17 protein-coding genes are annotated in these 14,809 nt (G+C 43.0%); 5 read left to right on the top strand and 12 right to left on the bottom strand.

What is annotated here, in order from left to right:
• Positions 1–64 precede the first annotated feature (64 nt).
• Positions 65–595 carry a hypothetical protein gene (locus tag ACYH0O_RS08405; protein WP_482631934.1) on the top strand — a complete coding sequence of 177 codons (531 nt, stop codon included), beginning with the start codon at positions 65–67 and terminating at the stop codon, positions 593–595.
• Positions 596–1,040: 445 nt separating this feature from the next.
• Here the strand turns inward: ACYH0O_RS08405 and ACYH0O_RS08400 are convergent, their stop codons facing one another.
• The 8 genes from ACYH0O_RS08400 to ACYH0O_RS08365 form a co-directional block, all read right to left on the bottom strand.
• Positions 1,041–1,589 carry a GNAT family N-acetyltransferase gene (locus tag ACYH0O_RS08400; protein WP_482631933.1) on the bottom strand — a complete coding sequence of 183 codons (549 nt, stop codon included), beginning with the start codon at positions 1,587–1,589 and terminating at the stop codon, positions 1,041–1,043.
• Positions 1,590–1,836: 247 nt separating this feature from the next.
• A complete protein-coding gene (locus ACYH0O_RS08395) occupies positions 1,837–2,964 on the bottom strand; it encodes an endonuclease (RefSeq protein WP_482632528.1) in 1,128 nt (375 codons plus the stop codon).
• 277 nt (positions 2,965–3,241) lie between these two features.
• Positions 3,242–4,420 (bottom strand): thiolase family protein, encoded by a 1,179-nt coding sequence (locus ACYH0O_RS08390; RefSeq protein ID WP_482631932.1) that lies wholly within the window; start codon positions 4,418–4,420, stop codon positions 3,242–3,244.
• Between the two features lie 26 nt (positions 4,421–4,446).
• Positions 4,447–5,190: a 3-oxoacyl-ACP reductase FabG gene (gene fabG / locus ACYH0O_RS08385; protein WP_482631931.1), complete on the bottom strand. Its 744-nt coding sequence runs from the start codon at positions 5,188–5,190 to the stop codon at positions 4,447–4,449.
• Positions 5,187–5,534, bottom strand: a complete 348-nt coding sequence (locus ACYH0O_RS08380) for a hypothetical protein (RefSeq protein ID WP_482631930.1) — start codon at positions 5,532–5,534, stop codon at positions 5,187–5,189. Before ACYH0O_RS08380 ends, fabG begins: the two co-directional genes overlap by 4 nt.
• A gap of 139 nt (positions 5,535–5,673) precedes the next feature.
• A complete protein-coding gene (gene lepB, locus ACYH0O_RS08375) occupies positions 5,674–6,234 on the bottom strand; it encodes a signal peptidase I (protein ID WP_149155147.1) in 561 nt (186 codons plus the stop codon).
• Positions 6,231–6,872 (bottom strand): TVP38/TMEM64 family protein, encoded by a 642-nt coding sequence (locus ACYH0O_RS08370; RefSeq protein ID WP_482631929.1) that lies wholly within the window; start codon positions 6,870–6,872, stop codon positions 6,231–6,233. Before ACYH0O_RS08370 ends, lepB begins: the two co-directional genes overlap by 4 nt.
• A gap of 272 nt (positions 6,873–7,144) precedes the next feature.
• Complete coding sequence (locus tag ACYH0O_RS08365) at positions 7,145–9,115, bottom strand: S9 family peptidase (RefSeq protein WP_482631928.1); 1,971 nt, start codon at positions 9,113–9,115, stop codon at positions 7,145–7,147.
• A gap of 205 nt (positions 9,116–9,320) precedes the next feature.
• On the opposite strand from ACYH0O_RS08365, the gene ACYH0O_RS08360 reads away from it, so the two are divergent.
• Positions 9,321–9,710 carry a YhjD family protein gene (locus ACYH0O_RS08360; RefSeq protein ID WP_149155144.1) on the top strand — a complete coding sequence of 130 codons (390 nt, stop codon included), beginning with the start codon at positions 9,321–9,323 and terminating at the stop codon, positions 9,708–9,710.
• A 6-nt stretch (positions 9,711–9,716) separates the two neighbouring features.
• Here the strand turns inward: ACYH0O_RS08360 and ACYH0O_RS08355 are convergent, their stop codons facing one another.
• Entirely contained in the window at positions 9,717–10,286 is a 570-nt protein-coding gene (locus ACYH0O_RS08355) for a competence protein ComK (protein ID WP_482631927.1), read from the bottom strand.
• A gap of 197 nt (positions 10,287–10,483) precedes the next feature.
• Here ACYH0O_RS08355 and ACYH0O_RS08350 point away from each other — a divergent pair, with 197 nt between their 5' ends.
• Together ACYH0O_RS08350 and ACYH0O_RS08345 are read left to right on the top strand one after the other, a co-directional pair.
• The gene (locus ACYH0O_RS08350) at positions 10,484–10,720 is read left to right on the top strand and encodes an IDEAL domain-containing protein (RefSeq protein ID WP_149155142.1); all 237 of its coding nucleotides are present in this window, start codon (positions 10,484–10,486) and stop codon (positions 10,718–10,720) included.
• 131 nt (positions 10,721–10,851) lie between these two features.
• Complete coding sequence (locus ACYH0O_RS08345; protein WP_482631926.1) at positions 10,852–11,520, top strand: DUF421 domain-containing protein; 669 nt, start codon at positions 10,852–10,854, stop codon at positions 11,518–11,520.
• A 31-nt stretch (positions 11,521–11,551) separates the two neighbouring features.
• On the opposite strand, the gene ACYH0O_RS08340 is transcribed toward ACYH0O_RS08345, so the two are convergent.
• The 3 genes from ACYH0O_RS08340 to ACYH0O_RS08330 form a co-directional block, all read right to left on the bottom strand.
• Positions 11,552–12,823 carry a M48 family metallopeptidase gene (locus ACYH0O_RS08340; protein ID WP_482632527.1) on the bottom strand — a complete coding sequence of 424 codons (1,272 nt, stop codon included), beginning with the start codon at positions 12,821–12,823 and terminating at the stop codon, positions 11,552–11,554.
• A 274-nt stretch (positions 12,824–13,097) separates the two neighbouring features.
• Positions 13,098–13,409, bottom strand: a complete 312-nt coding sequence (locus ACYH0O_RS08335; RefSeq protein ID WP_149155139.1) for an AzlD domain-containing protein — start codon at positions 13,407–13,409, stop codon at positions 13,098–13,100.
• Complete coding sequence (locus ACYH0O_RS08330; protein WP_482631925.1) at positions 13,402–14,124, bottom strand: AzlC family ABC transporter permease; 723 nt, start codon at positions 14,122–14,124, stop codon at positions 13,402–13,404. Before ACYH0O_RS08330 ends, ACYH0O_RS08335 begins: the two co-directional genes overlap by 8 nt.
• Positions 14,125–14,227: 103 nt before the next feature.
• Here ACYH0O_RS08330 and ACYH0O_RS08325 point away from each other — a divergent pair, with 103 nt between their 5' ends.
• Positions 14,228–14,785 (top strand): helix-turn-helix domain-containing protein, encoded by a 558-nt coding sequence (locus tag ACYH0O_RS08325; protein ID WP_482631924.1) that lies wholly within the window; start codon positions 14,228–14,230, stop codon positions 14,783–14,785.
• Positions 14,786–14,809: the final 24 nt, after the last annotated feature.

Here is a 14,809-nt window from a genome sequence, read left to right as displayed (position 1 = left end):
TCTCAATCTTTATTGAAAATATTTGGAACACCTGCATACAGTAAAAAGAGGCAGGTGATGGCTGATGAATCAATATTTTAACAGAATCGCTTCTGTTCTTGTTGTGATGGTGATTATGGTAGCCTGTAATATTTACACGTTCATTCCCATTTACGGGAATATCGCTTCCTCCCTCTCTATAGCACCAAGTGATGTCGTTATTGCAGGAAGCTCATTTATCTTTTTCTACGCATGTGGACTTCTAACCTTTGCCAATAGCGCAGATCGTTTTGAAAAAAAGAGATTCTTGTTTGGGGAATGCTTGCCTCTGCTGTTTCAACAGGTTTGGTGGGGCTTGCAGGTGATTTCTGGAGTTTATTTTTCTTACGGGGAATTCAAGGGTTTTGTTTGGGAAGTTTTGCCCCCGTCGCCTTTACTTATACGTTTGATTTGTTTTCTGGAAAAAAACGAACCCTGCTTCTCGCTTTTATCAATTCCGGTTTTCTGTTCGCAGGAATACTCGGTCAATTACTCAGTGAAGGAATCACCCGCTACAGCAAATGAACGATTGTATTTTTCTTTTTCGCAGTGGTGTACGTCTCCTTATTTACCATAGGAAAACAAACGCTACCTCCAACTTCCACTCGGTCGTTTCCGTCACACACCAGATCGTCACGATTTATAAACTCCTTTTGAGAAAGGAACTCTATTACTGCTACGGCATCGGGTTCACCCTTCTCGCATCTTTTGTTGCTTATTATGACAGCTTAACCCGGTACTTATCGGGTGATTCCAATCTACTTTTCCTCCTCCGGGCAGTCGGATTGAGATATGAGTGGAGATGACCGAAGCCAGGCACTCAGCCTGTACTCCTTTATTTTATTAGGTGGAACCAGCATAGCACCCTTAGTCATCATGCAGCTTACTTACGTACAATCGTTGTTTCTGTTACTGGGATGCTTTTTGTTTCATGGCTGGATGGGAGGATTGTTGTCTGTTGAGAGGAGGAGATGGAAGATGGGGGCATAGATGCATTCTACGCCAAAAAAAGAAGGATAGACTCATCCTTCTTTCACACTTTCTCTCCATTCATCCGCTAATATCCCGTATAAGTTCATGTCATACCGATCTCCGTCCCTCTGTAAAAATTGACGGTAGCTTCCTTCTTTCGTAAATCCGAGTGATTCATATAAACGAATGGCCCTCTCATTATATGAAAATACCGTCAATTGAAGGCGGTATAAATTCAACTCATGAAAGGCATATGCCAACAAACACTTCATGGCTTCCTTCCCATAACCATTGCCCCAGGCCTGTTCGTCTCCAATTGAAATGGAAACCCATCCGACACGATGCGTCCATAGGATCCCGTCCAATTCGACAAAGCCTATGATTCTCCCATCATTTTTTAGGCGTATGGCAAATCGAAAAGCATTGTCTTCAGAAACCACCATCCATTTTTTTGCCTCTTCCTCTGATTTTGGTTTATGGGGGAGAGCATCGAATAATCTCTGAAGCTCTTCATTTGAATTCCATTCTCGTATGGCCGCAAGATCTTCATCCTGAAATCCTGAAAGATAAATTCTTGTACCTGTTAATAACCGTTTCATTCTCACTTCACCTCGACGTATGTATTTCGAGGCGTTTCTCTCCGATTCCTTTATTGCACTTGAAAAAGTTTTATGATCAGGAGAGATCATTGATCGATTCTGAAACCAATCTTTGACTCTTTCCATGTACATCTCCCTTTGGATGGTTGCTTTCATGATAGATGGCGGGGTTACAAATGAGTTACAGTAAAGGAACCTAGCTTCCACATTAAAAAAAGAGCCTGGAAGATTCCAGGCCCCGTGTTGCTTACCAGATCATTTCCGCCCATTCAGGGTGGTCAATGAATGGATTTCGGTTTCCTTGATATTGTTCGAAAATGATATCGTTGCGTCGGATTTCCCTTTCATCTACAGGGTCCTGTTCATTCCATTGCAGAAGAACGGACATTTTCCCGTGATAAGGGGCACTTCCATTGTTCACGTTGTTATTGATCTCTAAATCCAGTTCCCCGCTGTCCCCTTCATAGCGGACTGCCATGTAGAAAATCATACGGGCGACGTCCCCTTTTACTTCATCCCGTGGCTCCCAGGAATCCCCATCATAATAGTTGCCTGGCGCTTCACCATGCTGAGTCCCGCCATTATCAAAGTCAAGATTACTTCTTGTAGAATTGACCGTTACATCTGTCGGTCTCAAATGATGAAGGTCCGTCCCTGGTCCCTGAGCTGTTCCAAAGTCCCCGTGGGATTTCGCCCAGACGTGTTCCCGGTTCCAATCGTTGATTCCACCGCCGTTTGTCGATTTGGATTGGGAACGGCCTGAGTATAGGAGGATCACGTTATTCGGGTTGTTCGGATCTTCGTCTGTATTTCGAAGTGCACCCCATACATCACTGTAGGAAAGAGTTTGATGATCATCAATGATGTTATGTAGTGCTGTCTTTAAAGAAGATCCTGTTTTCCCTTCAGCCGAGTTGTAATATTCCTCATAGGATGGTGGATCGGTTGGGTCGGTTGGAGGATCAGTCGGATCAGTCCCTCCATCTTCCACTGATTCAAATGCTGACGTAGACTTCACTCCCGGATGAGAGAAATAGGCCGTTAAACTGCCCGTCACTTTAATTTTTTCACCCATTAGACCCGGGTTACTTTGCAATCCAAAGTTTGAACGGTAAGAAGATGGAATTTGAACATAAACCATCTCATCCGTATTGGATTCAGACGGGGAATCCGCCAAGGCAAGTGCGTAATCGTTTGGAAAGTTACCCGTGACAACGGATGACGTAGAGGTCGGCTGCCCGACCACATACCCTTCCACTGACTGAGTGGAACCATCTTGATTGGATAATGCCTGATCAACAGTGAATGGCGAACTCCATGTCCCATTTCCCGCTGCACTCATTTGACTTGGAGATACTTGACCACACGCAATCATAAAAATAATTAAAATTGAAAAAATGCTGATGAACTTTTTGTTTACATCCTTCAAATCGCTTCTCCTCCTCTAAATATAACTATACATTTAGCGTACATTACACATTGTCAAAATAGGGTAAATTTTGTGTAAATGCTTGAAAATGAGTCTATTATCATAGGGTTGTTATTGGCGTTGGGGGGCTAGACGTTCTTTCCGTAATGGGTGCGGGTCTTCCTCCCCCACTACAAATCCCACAAAAAAGCACTAGCCCATCCAGAGCCAGCACTTCCTCTTCTTACATCCCTTCAACCAATACCGTAGCGCCCATGCCACCACCTACACATAATGACGCAATTCCTTTTTTCAATTCACGACGCTTCAATTCATGCAGTAAAGACACAACAAGTCGTGCACCTGTGCAGCCGACTGGGTGACCGATACTGATTCCGCTGCCATTGACATTCACTTTCTCACGATCCAGGCCCAGCTCTTTTTCAACAGCTAAATACTGGGCTGCGAATGCTTCGTTGATTTCAAATAGATCAATATCATCCAAAGACCAATTTTCTGTTGTATGTAAACCTTTGTGAATAGCGGGCACGGGTCCTATCCCCATCACTTTTGGATCGACGCCTGCTACGGAATATCCAACGATTCTTCCCAAAGGCTGAAGTCCTCTTCGTTCAGCTTCTTCTTCACTCATGAGAATCAGTGCCGCCCCTCCATCATTCAGGCTTGAAGAATTCCCGGCAGTGACCGTGCCGCTTTCCCGGAATGCCGGCTTTAATTTCTGCAGTTTTTCTACCATCAATCCAGCTCGTGGGCTTTCATCTTTATCAATGACCTTCTCTCCTTTTCGTTCCTTCACTGTAAGAGGAACGATTTGAGAATCGAAGTGCCCATTTTCCATTGCCGTCATTGCGCGCTCATGGCTTAATACTGCATACTCATCCTGCTCTTCACGGGAAATCGAGTGAATTTCCGCCAGGTTCTCAGCTGTTTCCCCCATCATCATGCCGTGAATGGGATCTTCAAGGACTTCCCAAACCGAATCACGAATTTCTCCATGTTGCAGTCTTTGACCGAATCGGTGCTGCTTCAAAATATATGGACTGGAGCTCATCGCTTCCACCCCGCCTGCCAGCACAATATCAGATAATCCTGTTTGAATTTGCATGGCTGCTGAAATGATGGCCTGCATTCCACTGGCACATTGGCGCTGGATCGTATAACCCGTGGTCGTGTCATCAAACCCGGCCAGTAATGCGGCTGTTCTTGCTGTATTTGGCTGATCGGTCCTTTGAATACAATGCCCGAGGATCACTTCATCAATATCACTTGCCGACAGCCTACTTTCTCTAGCTGCTTCTTTCATAACGGGGACAATCAAATCCGTTGGGAGCAGATCCTTGAATGTTCCTCCAAATGCCCCAACCGGAGTACGCATAGCCGCTGTGATCACTACATTCCTCATCTTGTCACTTCCCTTTCCTGTCTAAATTACATCATGATGCCGCCATCTACATGGAGGACGGTTCCATTCACATAGTCACTGTCTTCCGATGCCAGATACAAATATGCTTTCGCGATATCATCCGGTTTTCCTAATCTTCCAAGGGGGATCATCGCTTTCATTTGCTCGATGACCTTTTCAGGAACAGCTGCCACCATACTCGTTTCGGTGAATCCGGGCGCGACTGCGTTCACGTTGATCCCTTTGCGTCCCAACTCTTTCGCCCAGGTTTTCGTCATCCCCACAACCCCCGCTTTTGCTGCAGCATAGTTGGTTTGACCGACATTTCCGTATACCCCGCTTACTGAAGATGTGTTTATGATTTTCCCTTTTCCATTTTCAATCAAATAGGGGAGAACCGCTTGGGTACAATTAAACACACCTGTTAAATTCACATCCAGCACCTTTTGAAAATCTTCCTCCGATAACTTATGAATCATGCCATCTCTTGTGATTCCAGCGTTGTTAATTAAAATATCGAGCTTGCTGAACTGTTCAATTACTCCCTTGACAAAGGCATCTACGGAAGAACGGTCTGCTACATCTCCCTGAAAGAAGGCCGCTTTACCTGTACCAAGTTCATTGAGCCCACTGGCTTTTACTTCACCGACTTCCTGATTGAAGTCCACCAGGGCAACATTACATCCTTCTTTTATAAATAATTCTGCTGCCGCATATCCAATCCCGTTCGCAGCACCTGTGATAAGGGCAACTTTCCCTTCCAGTCTCATGCGAATTCCTCCTTTGCTTGCAAAAACGATTGTATTGCCTTTAACAATTGATCTAAATCATCGATGAGGGGTGAATGCCCACTGTTCTTTAATTCAACAAAAGTAGCGGTTTCTCCTATATCTTCGACAATTTCCTTGTCGTTTCTTTTGTGATTACTTAATCCCTGTCTCATGAAGTCGGTCAGACGTACCTCCTCCTCTTCTTTTGTAAGGAAAAGATCACTTTCTGTTATCTCAAGCAATAGTCGGGATATTTTCAGCTGTTTCTTTGGACGCCTAATATATGTATCCTTGACAACAGGCGGCACAAACTTGGTTTCAATGATTGGTATTTCTATTGTCACACTACCACCGTCAAAAAGATCGAATTTTCTTACTATTCTACCATATTTATATGGATCACAGGAGGATAACTAGTACATACTGAAGAATCTTCCGCAAAAAAAGAATGCTGTTCATATATTGAACAGCATTCCCATAACTTTAGTTCCTGAATTGTATATCCCATTCGTTGATAGGCCAGTAACGAAGATCCACTTTTCCTACAATCTGTTCCCGATCTATAAACCCAAAGTAGCGACTATCCATGCTTCCCCGACGATTGTCTCCAAGAACGAATACTTTGCCTTCGGGAACCGTTTGCTCATCCGTGATTTCTTCAAGGGTAAAGTCTCCAGTCAGTTTGTTGCCGATGAACTCCTGCTTGAACTTTTCTAAATAAGGTTCAGGATAGTACTCTCCGTTAACATATAACTTATCATCTTTATAAACGACCTTATCACCTGGCAGTCCAATGATTCGTTTCACATAATCCTCGTTCTCATTTGCATGAAAGACAACAACATCAAAGCGATCCAAGTCTCCAATATGATAACCGATTTTATTCACAACAAGTTTATTTCCATCCTGTAGTGTCGGCATCATCGATTCACCTTCGACTACATAGTTGGAGAAGAGAAAGGTTCGAATGATAATAAAGATGATCAGTCCAATCCCCAAGGCTTTAATCCATTCGAGTCCTTCTCTTTTTACCTCTTCTCTCAATTTGATTCCTCCTGCTTTTTCCGTTCAATTCGTTGGTCTATTTCCATTTTCTTATTCAGATGTATCTCAATTCGTTTCCCTACAAACCATAGGACAAAAATAATGGCTGCAACGATTACAGTACGTATTGGTTGTCTTACTAATGATATAATATCATATCCGATAAAGCTTATGGTGAAAATCATCACCATTTTCCCCGTAACTACAGCGAGCATATATTGAGCGATACTGATCGACGACAATCCCGCCACCACATTCACCACGGCAGACGGCGTAAATGGGAAGCATAATAGAATGAACAACGGGCCAAACCCATGCTTGTCTACCCATTTCGTCAATCGCTTCACTTGGCGGTTCTTTCTCAGGATGCGAAAGAATCGTGTTTCCCCATATCTTCGTACCAACAAGAATACAATAAGAGCTCCAAGCGTAGCGCCAATCCAAGAAAACAGAAATCCCCACCATAACCCGAAGGCATTCGCATTGGCCGTCACAAACACAACCAGGGGCAGGAAAGGAAGAAATGCTTCCAACAGCGGCAGCAGGATCCCTGGTATCGGTCCAAATGAACGATACTGCTGAATCAGGTCCATCATATTTTCAAGTGTAAACCAGGCTTTAATCTTATTTATATCCATATTATATGTTTCCCCTTAAACGACCATGAACAAATAAACTCATTTCGTGATATCGTTACTTATATTTTCATCATATCACACTAAATCAGGATTTCCATATTGTTATCTCTTGGGTCGTTTTATTAATATAACTTTGCCTAATGAGGGATAATGTAAACGTGCTGTGGTGGGTATTTTTTGCGGTGGGTTGTGGAATAGGCTTTGGATTGGAATTGACTCATGCGTTCTAACAAAAAGCTGCCATCCCCATCCAGGAATGACAGCTCTCACCTCTATAAATGCTCCCCAAACCAATCAACAATCTCTTGTAATCTTGCTTCCCTCAAAGAAGGCTTTCCGGTCCTGGACAGATTATGATTGGATTCTGGAAAACGTACGAATCTCACCTCTTTCTTCTCTCGCTTTAATGCGATAAATAGTTGTTCCGCCTGCTCAATCGGACAACGGTAGTCCTTTTCGCTGTGAAGTATTAATAGGGGCGTGTCCATATTCTTCACATACGCAAGGGGTGAATGCTTCCAAAGGGTTTCGATGTCACCAAGATCGCTTTGAATTTGCCATTCTGAAAAATAGTAGCCGATATCACTCACTCCGTAAAAACTGATCCAATTGCTGATGGAGCGCTGGGTTGCCGCCGCTTTAAACTTGTCGCTGTGACCGATGATCCAGTTGGTCATGAATCCTCCGTAGCTTCCACCGGTCACACCCAAGCGGGTTTCATCAATAAACGGAAATTCCTCCAGGGCATACTCGACTGCTGCCATGATATCCTCATAATCCCCGCCGCCGTAATCGCCTCTTACGGCATCCACGAATTCTTGTCCGTAGCCATGGCTTCCTCTTGGATTCACATATAAAACAGCATATCCTTTACTTGCCAGCACCTGAAATTCGTGAAAGAAAGTGTTCCCATACATGGTGTGTGGGCCCCCATGTATTTCGACGATAAGTGGATACTTCTTTCCTTCCTCATAACCGACTGGTTTCATGATCCAGCCTTGTATAGGCCAGTCTTTCGCACCCATGTACATAAACGATTGGGGAGAAGACAATTCACGTTTCCCCAGCAGGTCTCCGTTCAGACTGGTTATTTCCGTCAGCTCACCACTAGGAACATGAAGAATATATAATTCACCAGGTTCGGTCGGTTTGCTCATGGCAACGAGCATCACTTGTCGAGTTGAATCGAAGTCGAATCCGTATACATGCTGTTCTTCCTGCAGCAGTGCAGGGTAGATGGCCCCTTCAATATGAGCGTAATAAAGAACTGTGTTCCCTGCATCAGACGCCAGGAAATAGAAGCTTTCATTATCCTTTGACCATAAAATCCCCGTTTGTGATGAACCTTGGATGCTGTCGCTATTAATATAGTCTCCTACGGGCAAATCCATGCCTTCTGTCAGGCAGATGGCATGTCCAGTTTCAAAATGATACAGCCACACCTTATTATGTGTCGCATTCTCATATTCACGTCCATGCCCCATGTAGGCAAGATGCTTTCCGTCGGGAGACCAGGCTGCTCCTCCATAGTAACCCGATTCTTTATTAATCTTTTTATATTCATTCATTTCAAGGTGAAAAATAAATAAATCAGACTGGAAGGAGAAATCTTTGTCTTTCGTTCTGTCCACTGAAAACGCGATGTGCTTTCCATCGGGAGACCAGGAGTGAAGAGCGTAATCATGGACATCATCCGTGACTCTTCTCATTTTTTTCGACGCCACGTCCACCACTACTATTTGCGAGTAGCAGTTATCATCGAATCCTCGGTCGTCACTTTTATATTTCATGCTTGTGGTAACGTATGGCTTTAATATCTCTTCTTCGCCTTCATTTTTTTCAAACGTCTCCCCCTTTTTAAGCCGGAGCGAGACTGCAATTTTCTCACCGCACGGAGACCAGACTGGATTTGAAACGTCTTTTTGGTAATCTGTCAGCTGTTCTGCTTCCCCTCCATCCCGGTGGATGAGGTATAGTTGATTCACACCGGAGCGATTCGAGACAAAGGCGATCTTTCTACTATCAGGTGACCATCTGGGAGTTGAAATTTTTTGTTCTCCGAAAGTCCATTGGCGAGTGGTCTTATCTTGCAGACGAATGCTATGTAAGGTTGAGAAATACTCATTTCTTTCTTCACACATGATGGTTTTGACATAAACGGCTTCATCTCCACTTGGTGACAATCTTGGATCTGATAAGGCCCTTAACTCATAGAGATCGTGGATTTCGATTCCTTTATTCATGTTCCGGCACCTTCCTTTCTTCTATTCTCTTTATTATTTCGACGTCAGAAATACTTTTCCCTTTATGGATAAAAATCCGATCTGCCCTTCATAATAGAAACAAATTCAAATTCTACAACTTTCGCTATTGAAAGTAAATCGAATTCCACGTAAAATAAAAACACGAACATTCGTTCTATACTAAAGTGAAAAGGAGTCTTTTCATATGACAAGAATCCCGGAGAACGACAGGAACATATTAGAACAGGCCATATATTTACCGATGGTGCTGACGATTTTGAATCGTGATCTGCAAATCGTAGACAGCAGCCCGTTTAAATTAAAACGACCGTATTTAGAAATGATTGAGGAGACGATGAAGGTCATCCAAGGAGAACTCGCTCATGTCAAAAAGTACATGAGGACCAATAAGATGAAGGTAGAGCGAATTCAATCAGACGAAGCCTTTACAATGTATATGTTTCTGTATAAGGGTTATGAGGAGCACCATAATTACTTTAATCCGCGCCTTCGAAACCGCGTGGAGGATTTAATGAGACATTATTTGTATCGCCGATTCCTGGAATCGAAAACAGATACAACAAAAGAAGCGTGATTCATCTCACGCATCGTTTTTTTTGATATTTCGGTTAAGGTAAAACGTTTTGATATTACTCATTTCAGTTTGAACCTTCGTATTATATTTACTTTCCATTTCCGCGACACGCTGTGTGTAAGCGATTCGCAAGTCAGATGTACGAAGCATTTGATTTTCAAAGGAACTGTAAGAAATGGGAACCATGCAGGACTCATTGTTTTGAAGAAAGACCCGTGTTGATCCATTTGTCGAGCGTTCATACCCGCGAACATGTGAATGGGAAATCCAGGCGCATTCTTGCTTGACAGGAGATGATGTTGGAAATAGATAAATGGACATCTGAGGATTCACCATGATGGGAGCTTTGTAGATGATACCCGTAAGTCTTTTGGTGCCTTCTTTTCTTCCTTCATAGGAGGAACCAAAGAATTCACAGCTCTTCTTTAAAATATCGAACGGTTTAAATGGGGAGATTAGTACGTCATCTACCTCTATGATTTTGGTAAATGTCCTGGCACCGTACTCAATTGGCTGCAGGATCATCGTATGGGGATTCACTTCATATTCTTCTATAATTCGAGATTTTTCTCTCATTTCATCGCCTCCATTTACATTTTTCACCAAAATAATACCATAAATTTCGAGGGTTGTCTCGCATATTTTTAAAAATTCTGAAATTAACAATACGCTATTCTGTTAAGGGTAAAAAATTATCAGAATATTTAATTTTTTGGTTGAATTTTTACTACTTACCCCATATACTAATAAAAAGAATTCAGGGGTGACCGTATATGGAAAACAAAAAGTCCTATACCGAAATGATGAAAGCTTCTGCCATGACCCGTAAGAAAGCCGCTGAGAGAAGTGTGATGGAGATCTATATCGACATGGTGCTGCATGAAAGCCTTCTGATGACGCGCAAGACAAAACTCCTGACAGACATTGACGCCGCCCTGGATAAGAAAAATAAACCTCTGTTCATGAAATTATCAAAAGAATTAAACGAACTAAACCTAAGCTACGGATAATAAATATAGCTGACTCTATACATGAGTCAGCTATTCCTTTTTTAATGGACGGGCCATTGGTCCCTCCATTTATGCATGACTTCAATTCAAATAGTAAACCCTATAGCTAACCTATACACTTTGGAGCGAATATGATGATCCTGCTAATAAAAGTACTTGTCCTCTACTTAATTACCATTGCCGCTATGCGACTGATGGGAAAATCCACAATTGTACAAATGACTCCCTATGATCTTGTGGCGATTATTATCGTTGGGACCATTGCCTCTGAACCACTGATCTCCACGGAATTCTGGCCAACCATCTCGGCTCTCGTCATTTTAGTCGGGCTTCATGTACTGTTCTCATTCCTGACCCTAAGTCAATGGGGGAATCGCTTCTTCTTGGGAGAACCCACCTTATTAATTAAAAATGGGGAGATATTAGAGGATAATCTGGAGAAATCCAAGATCTCGCTGATTCAATTAACCTCCATTCTACGCTCTCAAGGTTACCCGAAAATTTCAGATGTGGACTACGCCATGCTCGAGCCGATCGGTGAAGTAAGCGTCATTCCTAAGGTGGAAAACACCCCTGTTACCGTCCAACATCTCAACCTTAAAATCGATGACGAAGGATTGCCGATTTCAGTGATTGTGGATGGTAAAATCCAAACGCGGAACCTGAAGCTTCTTGGAAAATCAACAGAATGGCTGGAAACTCAACTAACCAACTCCAACCTTCATCATAAAGACGTGATTTTCGCTTATATGACAGAGAAAGCCAAAAACCTGATTATCAGTAAAAGAGAAAAAGCCTAGTCTCTCTACTCGGGACCAGGCTTTTCCTTTTTTATTCTTCTTTTTTCTCCACTTCGTACTGTTCCAACATGGAAAGTCGCTCAAGCATGGTCGGATGACCGTAACGGAAAATCTTCACAAGTAAAGGCGGATTGACCTGAGATAATCCAACCTTCGATAACTTTTGGAAAGATGAGATGGCGGCTTCTTTATCGCCCGTCATTTCTATTGCGTATCGGTCAGCTCTCGTTTCCTGGTAGCGGGAGATCCAGTTACTAAGGGGACTGACAGTAAACAGGAGCATGGACGTAATCATCAAGAACAGAGGTAATGAGCTCAAGTTCGAAACGTTCGATACTTTCATGTCCTCCTTATGATTGGCGACGATACCTCTCATCAGCTTAGCTGTCAAGAATAACCCAAAGAAGGATAAAATCAGGTAGATGGCAATGCCGATATAGATGTGCTTCTCCACATAGTGAGCCATTTCATGGGCCATCACAAACAGGATTTCCTTGTCCGTTAATTTTTCAAGGGTGGTATCCCAAAGTACAATCCGGGAATTGGATCCGACTCCGGTTACATAAGCATTAAGTGAGTTCGTTTTCTCCGACATGTCGACTTCAAATACGTGGTCCGTTGGAATGTTTGCCTTGTCGGCAAGTGTCAGGATTTGTTCCTCTAACGCTTTATCCTTCAGTGGATAGAAGTCGTTATATAGCGGGTCGATCAAAACCGGCTGCACGAACATCATGAAAATCGTAAAGGGTACCGACAATGCCCATGCCGCTAACCACCAGCGCTGCTTGAATCGTTTCATCAATCCATATAACACCGATACAATGATGAACATGAGGAGGTAATTCACCCAGAAATCCGTGATTTCATCCTTCATCCATATGGAGAACGTCTGGGTGGAAATATTGTAGCTCTTCGAAATGCTATACGAAATGTACTGCAGTGGAAAAATCGCCAGGAATGAAGCAATCGATAACCAGAACAAATAAATGGCCGTTTGCAGGAAACCATTTTTCACCGTTCCCCTCGCCCACTTCTCAAACACACGCGAGACCCCGAGAATTAGGATCAGGAAATAAAACAACCATTCGTAAGGAGTGGATAAGAAAAACAGGAGATTCTTGATTTTCGAGAAATCCTCACTCAGCATGATTTCTTTATCATTCATAAAGGTGTCCGGATCAGCACTGCTTCCATTGTACATGTCGGGCAAAGTAGAATCCGCCAAGAAGAATAAATACACATATAGAAACATGCCTAATAGCAAATAAGCCAGTATCGAACGAAGTGCCCATTTTTTAGCCAACATATTTCCTCCCTTCTCTTCTTCTTACTATATGTAATACCCTGTCCAAAGATTTAGAACCTAAACACATGTCAGTTAAAGTGCCGGGCTTGATGTGGAAAATGTTTATCTGCCATTCTGGGGATTTACGTGCCATATTATAAATTTAACTGCCGTATTTTCATTATATCTGCCATTTTAAAGATTTATCTGCCATTCTTCAACATTTGTCATACCTCAGGAACACTCAGCACCTTTCCTTCTAATAAAAAAAAGCCACGACCCGAATCGAGGCTTACATCAAGAATACCGAATATAAAGACAGAACAGAAATCGCCCCAATCACCACAAGGATGACGTTAGCACCCAGAAAGGCGATGACAAATGCAGCTGCCGTACCGATAGCTCCAAACATAAGATTTCCCTCTTGAATCAACAAGATGCTTGGAAAAATTAAAGCACCCAATACGGCGAAGGGAACATTCTTTAATACTCCTTGAAGAAATGGAGGCAGTTCTTTTCCTTTAAATACGAGGAAAGGAAGCATTCTGGGAATATACGTGACAATTGCCATACCGATGATCATCAAAACAATCGCGCTATTCATACGATCTCGCTCCCCCCTTCATCATGACCACCAATTCCACAATCACGGCTGAAACGAGGGTAGCAAGTACAATCGACCATCCGTTTGAAAGGTTCGTCGTGAAAAGCAGGATGCTATTCAATGCACCGGCTACTACGGCTAAAAACGTGACCTTCACACTTTTTTTCATAGAAGGAACGAGGAGTCCCACAAACATGGCATATAGAGCGATCGTCATGCTCGCTTGTAGAAATTCGGGAAGTATTTCCCCGATGAAGTAGCCGACACCAGAATTCACGACCCAGCTCCCGTATGAAATGAGCATCACTCCTACCGCAAAACCCGTTCTTACTTTGCCATCTTTGACGCTGATGACCGTGAAGGTTTCATCCGTAATCCCAAACGCATAAAAAAGCTTTTTAAACAAACGGTCTTCCTCGAGCTTTTCACTTAAAGAAGCCGACATCAGGAAGTGACGGATGTTTACGATAAACGTTGTAAGAATGATCTCAATGATACCTGTACCAACCGCAATCAGACTCAGCGATATGTATTGGGCAGCCCCCGCAAACACGAGCATGCTCATCAGTACCGTTTCCGTGACCGTGAGGCCGGTTGTACGTGCCAACAACCCAAAGGTTAACGCAACAGGCATGTATCCGATGGCAATGCTGAGTCCTCCCTGCAGACCAAGACGAAAATCACTCACTTTTTTCGTTGAAATCAGTGCCTCCATCCTCTCACATCCTTTATAATAGAAGTAATTTACTATTTTAATTTTTTGTTAATTTATTATATTATACATATAGACGTTATAGTATACAAGAGGAGTTTTTAACATGGAAAATTTCCCGATTCAAATTGGAGATAATATACGAAAGATCCGCAGGGAGCGTGGCTTCAGCCTTGAACAGATGGCAGAGCGCACCGGTGTAAGCAAGGCGATGATCGGTCAGATTGAACGTGGTGATTCGAATCCGACGGTCGCTATTCTATGGAAGATCGCCAATGGCTTGAAGGTATCCTTCTCTTCACTGATTGAAAAGCCAGGCAATCAAGTATCGATCATTCATTATCAAGACGTTCAGCCTGTTCTTGAAGATAACGGAAACTACATCGTTTATCCCATATTCCCCTTCGATCCCCTGAAAAAATGGGAAAGCTACCGGGTAGAAATGAAGGCTGGCTGCTCGTATCGTAATGAAGGGCATACGAAGGGGGTAGAGGAATACATCACGGTGCTGTCAGGTAAGATTGCCCTTAAAATCGGCGAAGAAACCTATGAGCTGACAGAAGGAAGTTCGATTCGTTTTGCCGCTGACTCCGGGCATGAATATGTAAATGATTCAGGAGAAACAACTGTGTGCCAGATGGTTATTTATTATGGTGGTGAATAATCCCCCAAAAAAATCCTGCATGTG

Source organism: Rossellomorea sp. H136, assembly GCF_056838065.1.
The sequence above is the reverse complement of the archived record's forward strand: the minus strand, read 5'-3'. Positions and strand labels throughout refer to the sequence as shown.

What these genes read in the sequence shown, in the direction of transcription:
- ACYH0O_RS08395 (WP_482632528.1), bottom strand. Translation starts at nt 2,964, where the DNA reads ATGATTGCGTGTGGTCAAGTATCTCCAAGTCAAATGAGTGCAGCGGGA.
- ACYH0O_RS08365 (WP_482631928.1), bottom strand. Translation starts at nt 9,115, where the DNA reads ATGAATAAAGGAATCGAAATCCACGATCTCTATGAGTTAAGGGCCTTA.
- ACYH0O_RS08370 (WP_482631929.1), bottom strand. Translation starts at nt 6,872, where the DNA reads ATGGATATAAATAAGATTAAAGCCTGGTTTACACTTGAAAATATGATG.
- ACYH0O_RS08330 (WP_482631925.1), bottom strand. Translation starts at nt 14,124, where the DNA reads ATGGAGGCACTGATTTCAACGAAAAAAGTGAGTGATTTTCGTCTTGGT.
- ACYH0O_RS08325 (WP_482631924.1), top strand. Translation starts at nt 14,228, where the DNA reads ATGGAAAATTTCCCGATTCAAATTGGAGATAATATACGAAAGATCCGC.
- ACYH0O_RS08345 (WP_482631926.1), top strand. Translation starts at nt 10,852, where the DNA reads ATGATGATCCTGCTAATAAAAGTACTTGTCCTCTACTTAATTACCATT.
- ACYH0O_RS08390 (WP_482631932.1), bottom strand. Translation starts at nt 4,420, where the DNA reads ATGAGGAATGTAGTGATCACAGCGGCTATGCGTACTCCGGTTGGGGCA.
- fabG (WP_482631931.1), bottom strand. Translation starts at nt 5,190, where the DNA reads ATGAGACTGGAAGGGAAAGTTGCCCTTATCACAGGTGCTGCGAACGGG.
- ACYH0O_RS08360 (WP_149155144.1), top strand. Translation starts at nt 9,321, where the DNA reads ATGACAAGAATCCCGGAGAACGACAGGAACATATTAGAACAGGCCATA.
- ACYH0O_RS08400 (WP_482631933.1), bottom strand. Translation starts at nt 1,589, where the DNA reads ATGAAACGGTTATTAACAGGTACAAGAATTTATCTTTCAGGATTTCAG.
- ACYH0O_RS08405 (WP_482631934.1), top strand. Translation starts at nt 65, where the DNA reads ATGAATCAATATTTTAACAGAATCGCTTCTGTTCTTGTTGTGATGGTG.
- ACYH0O_RS08355 (WP_482631927.1), bottom strand. Translation starts at nt 10,286, where the DNA reads ATGAGAGAAAAATCTCGAATTATAGAAGAATATGAAGTGAATCCCCAT.
- ACYH0O_RS08350 (WP_149155142.1), top strand. Translation starts at nt 10,484, where the DNA reads ATGGAAAACAAAAAGTCCTATACCGAAATGATGAAAGCTTCTGCCATG.
- ACYH0O_RS08335 (WP_149155139.1), bottom strand. Translation starts at nt 13,409, where the DNA reads ATGAATAGCGCGATTGTTTTGATGATCATCGGTATGGCAATTGTCACG.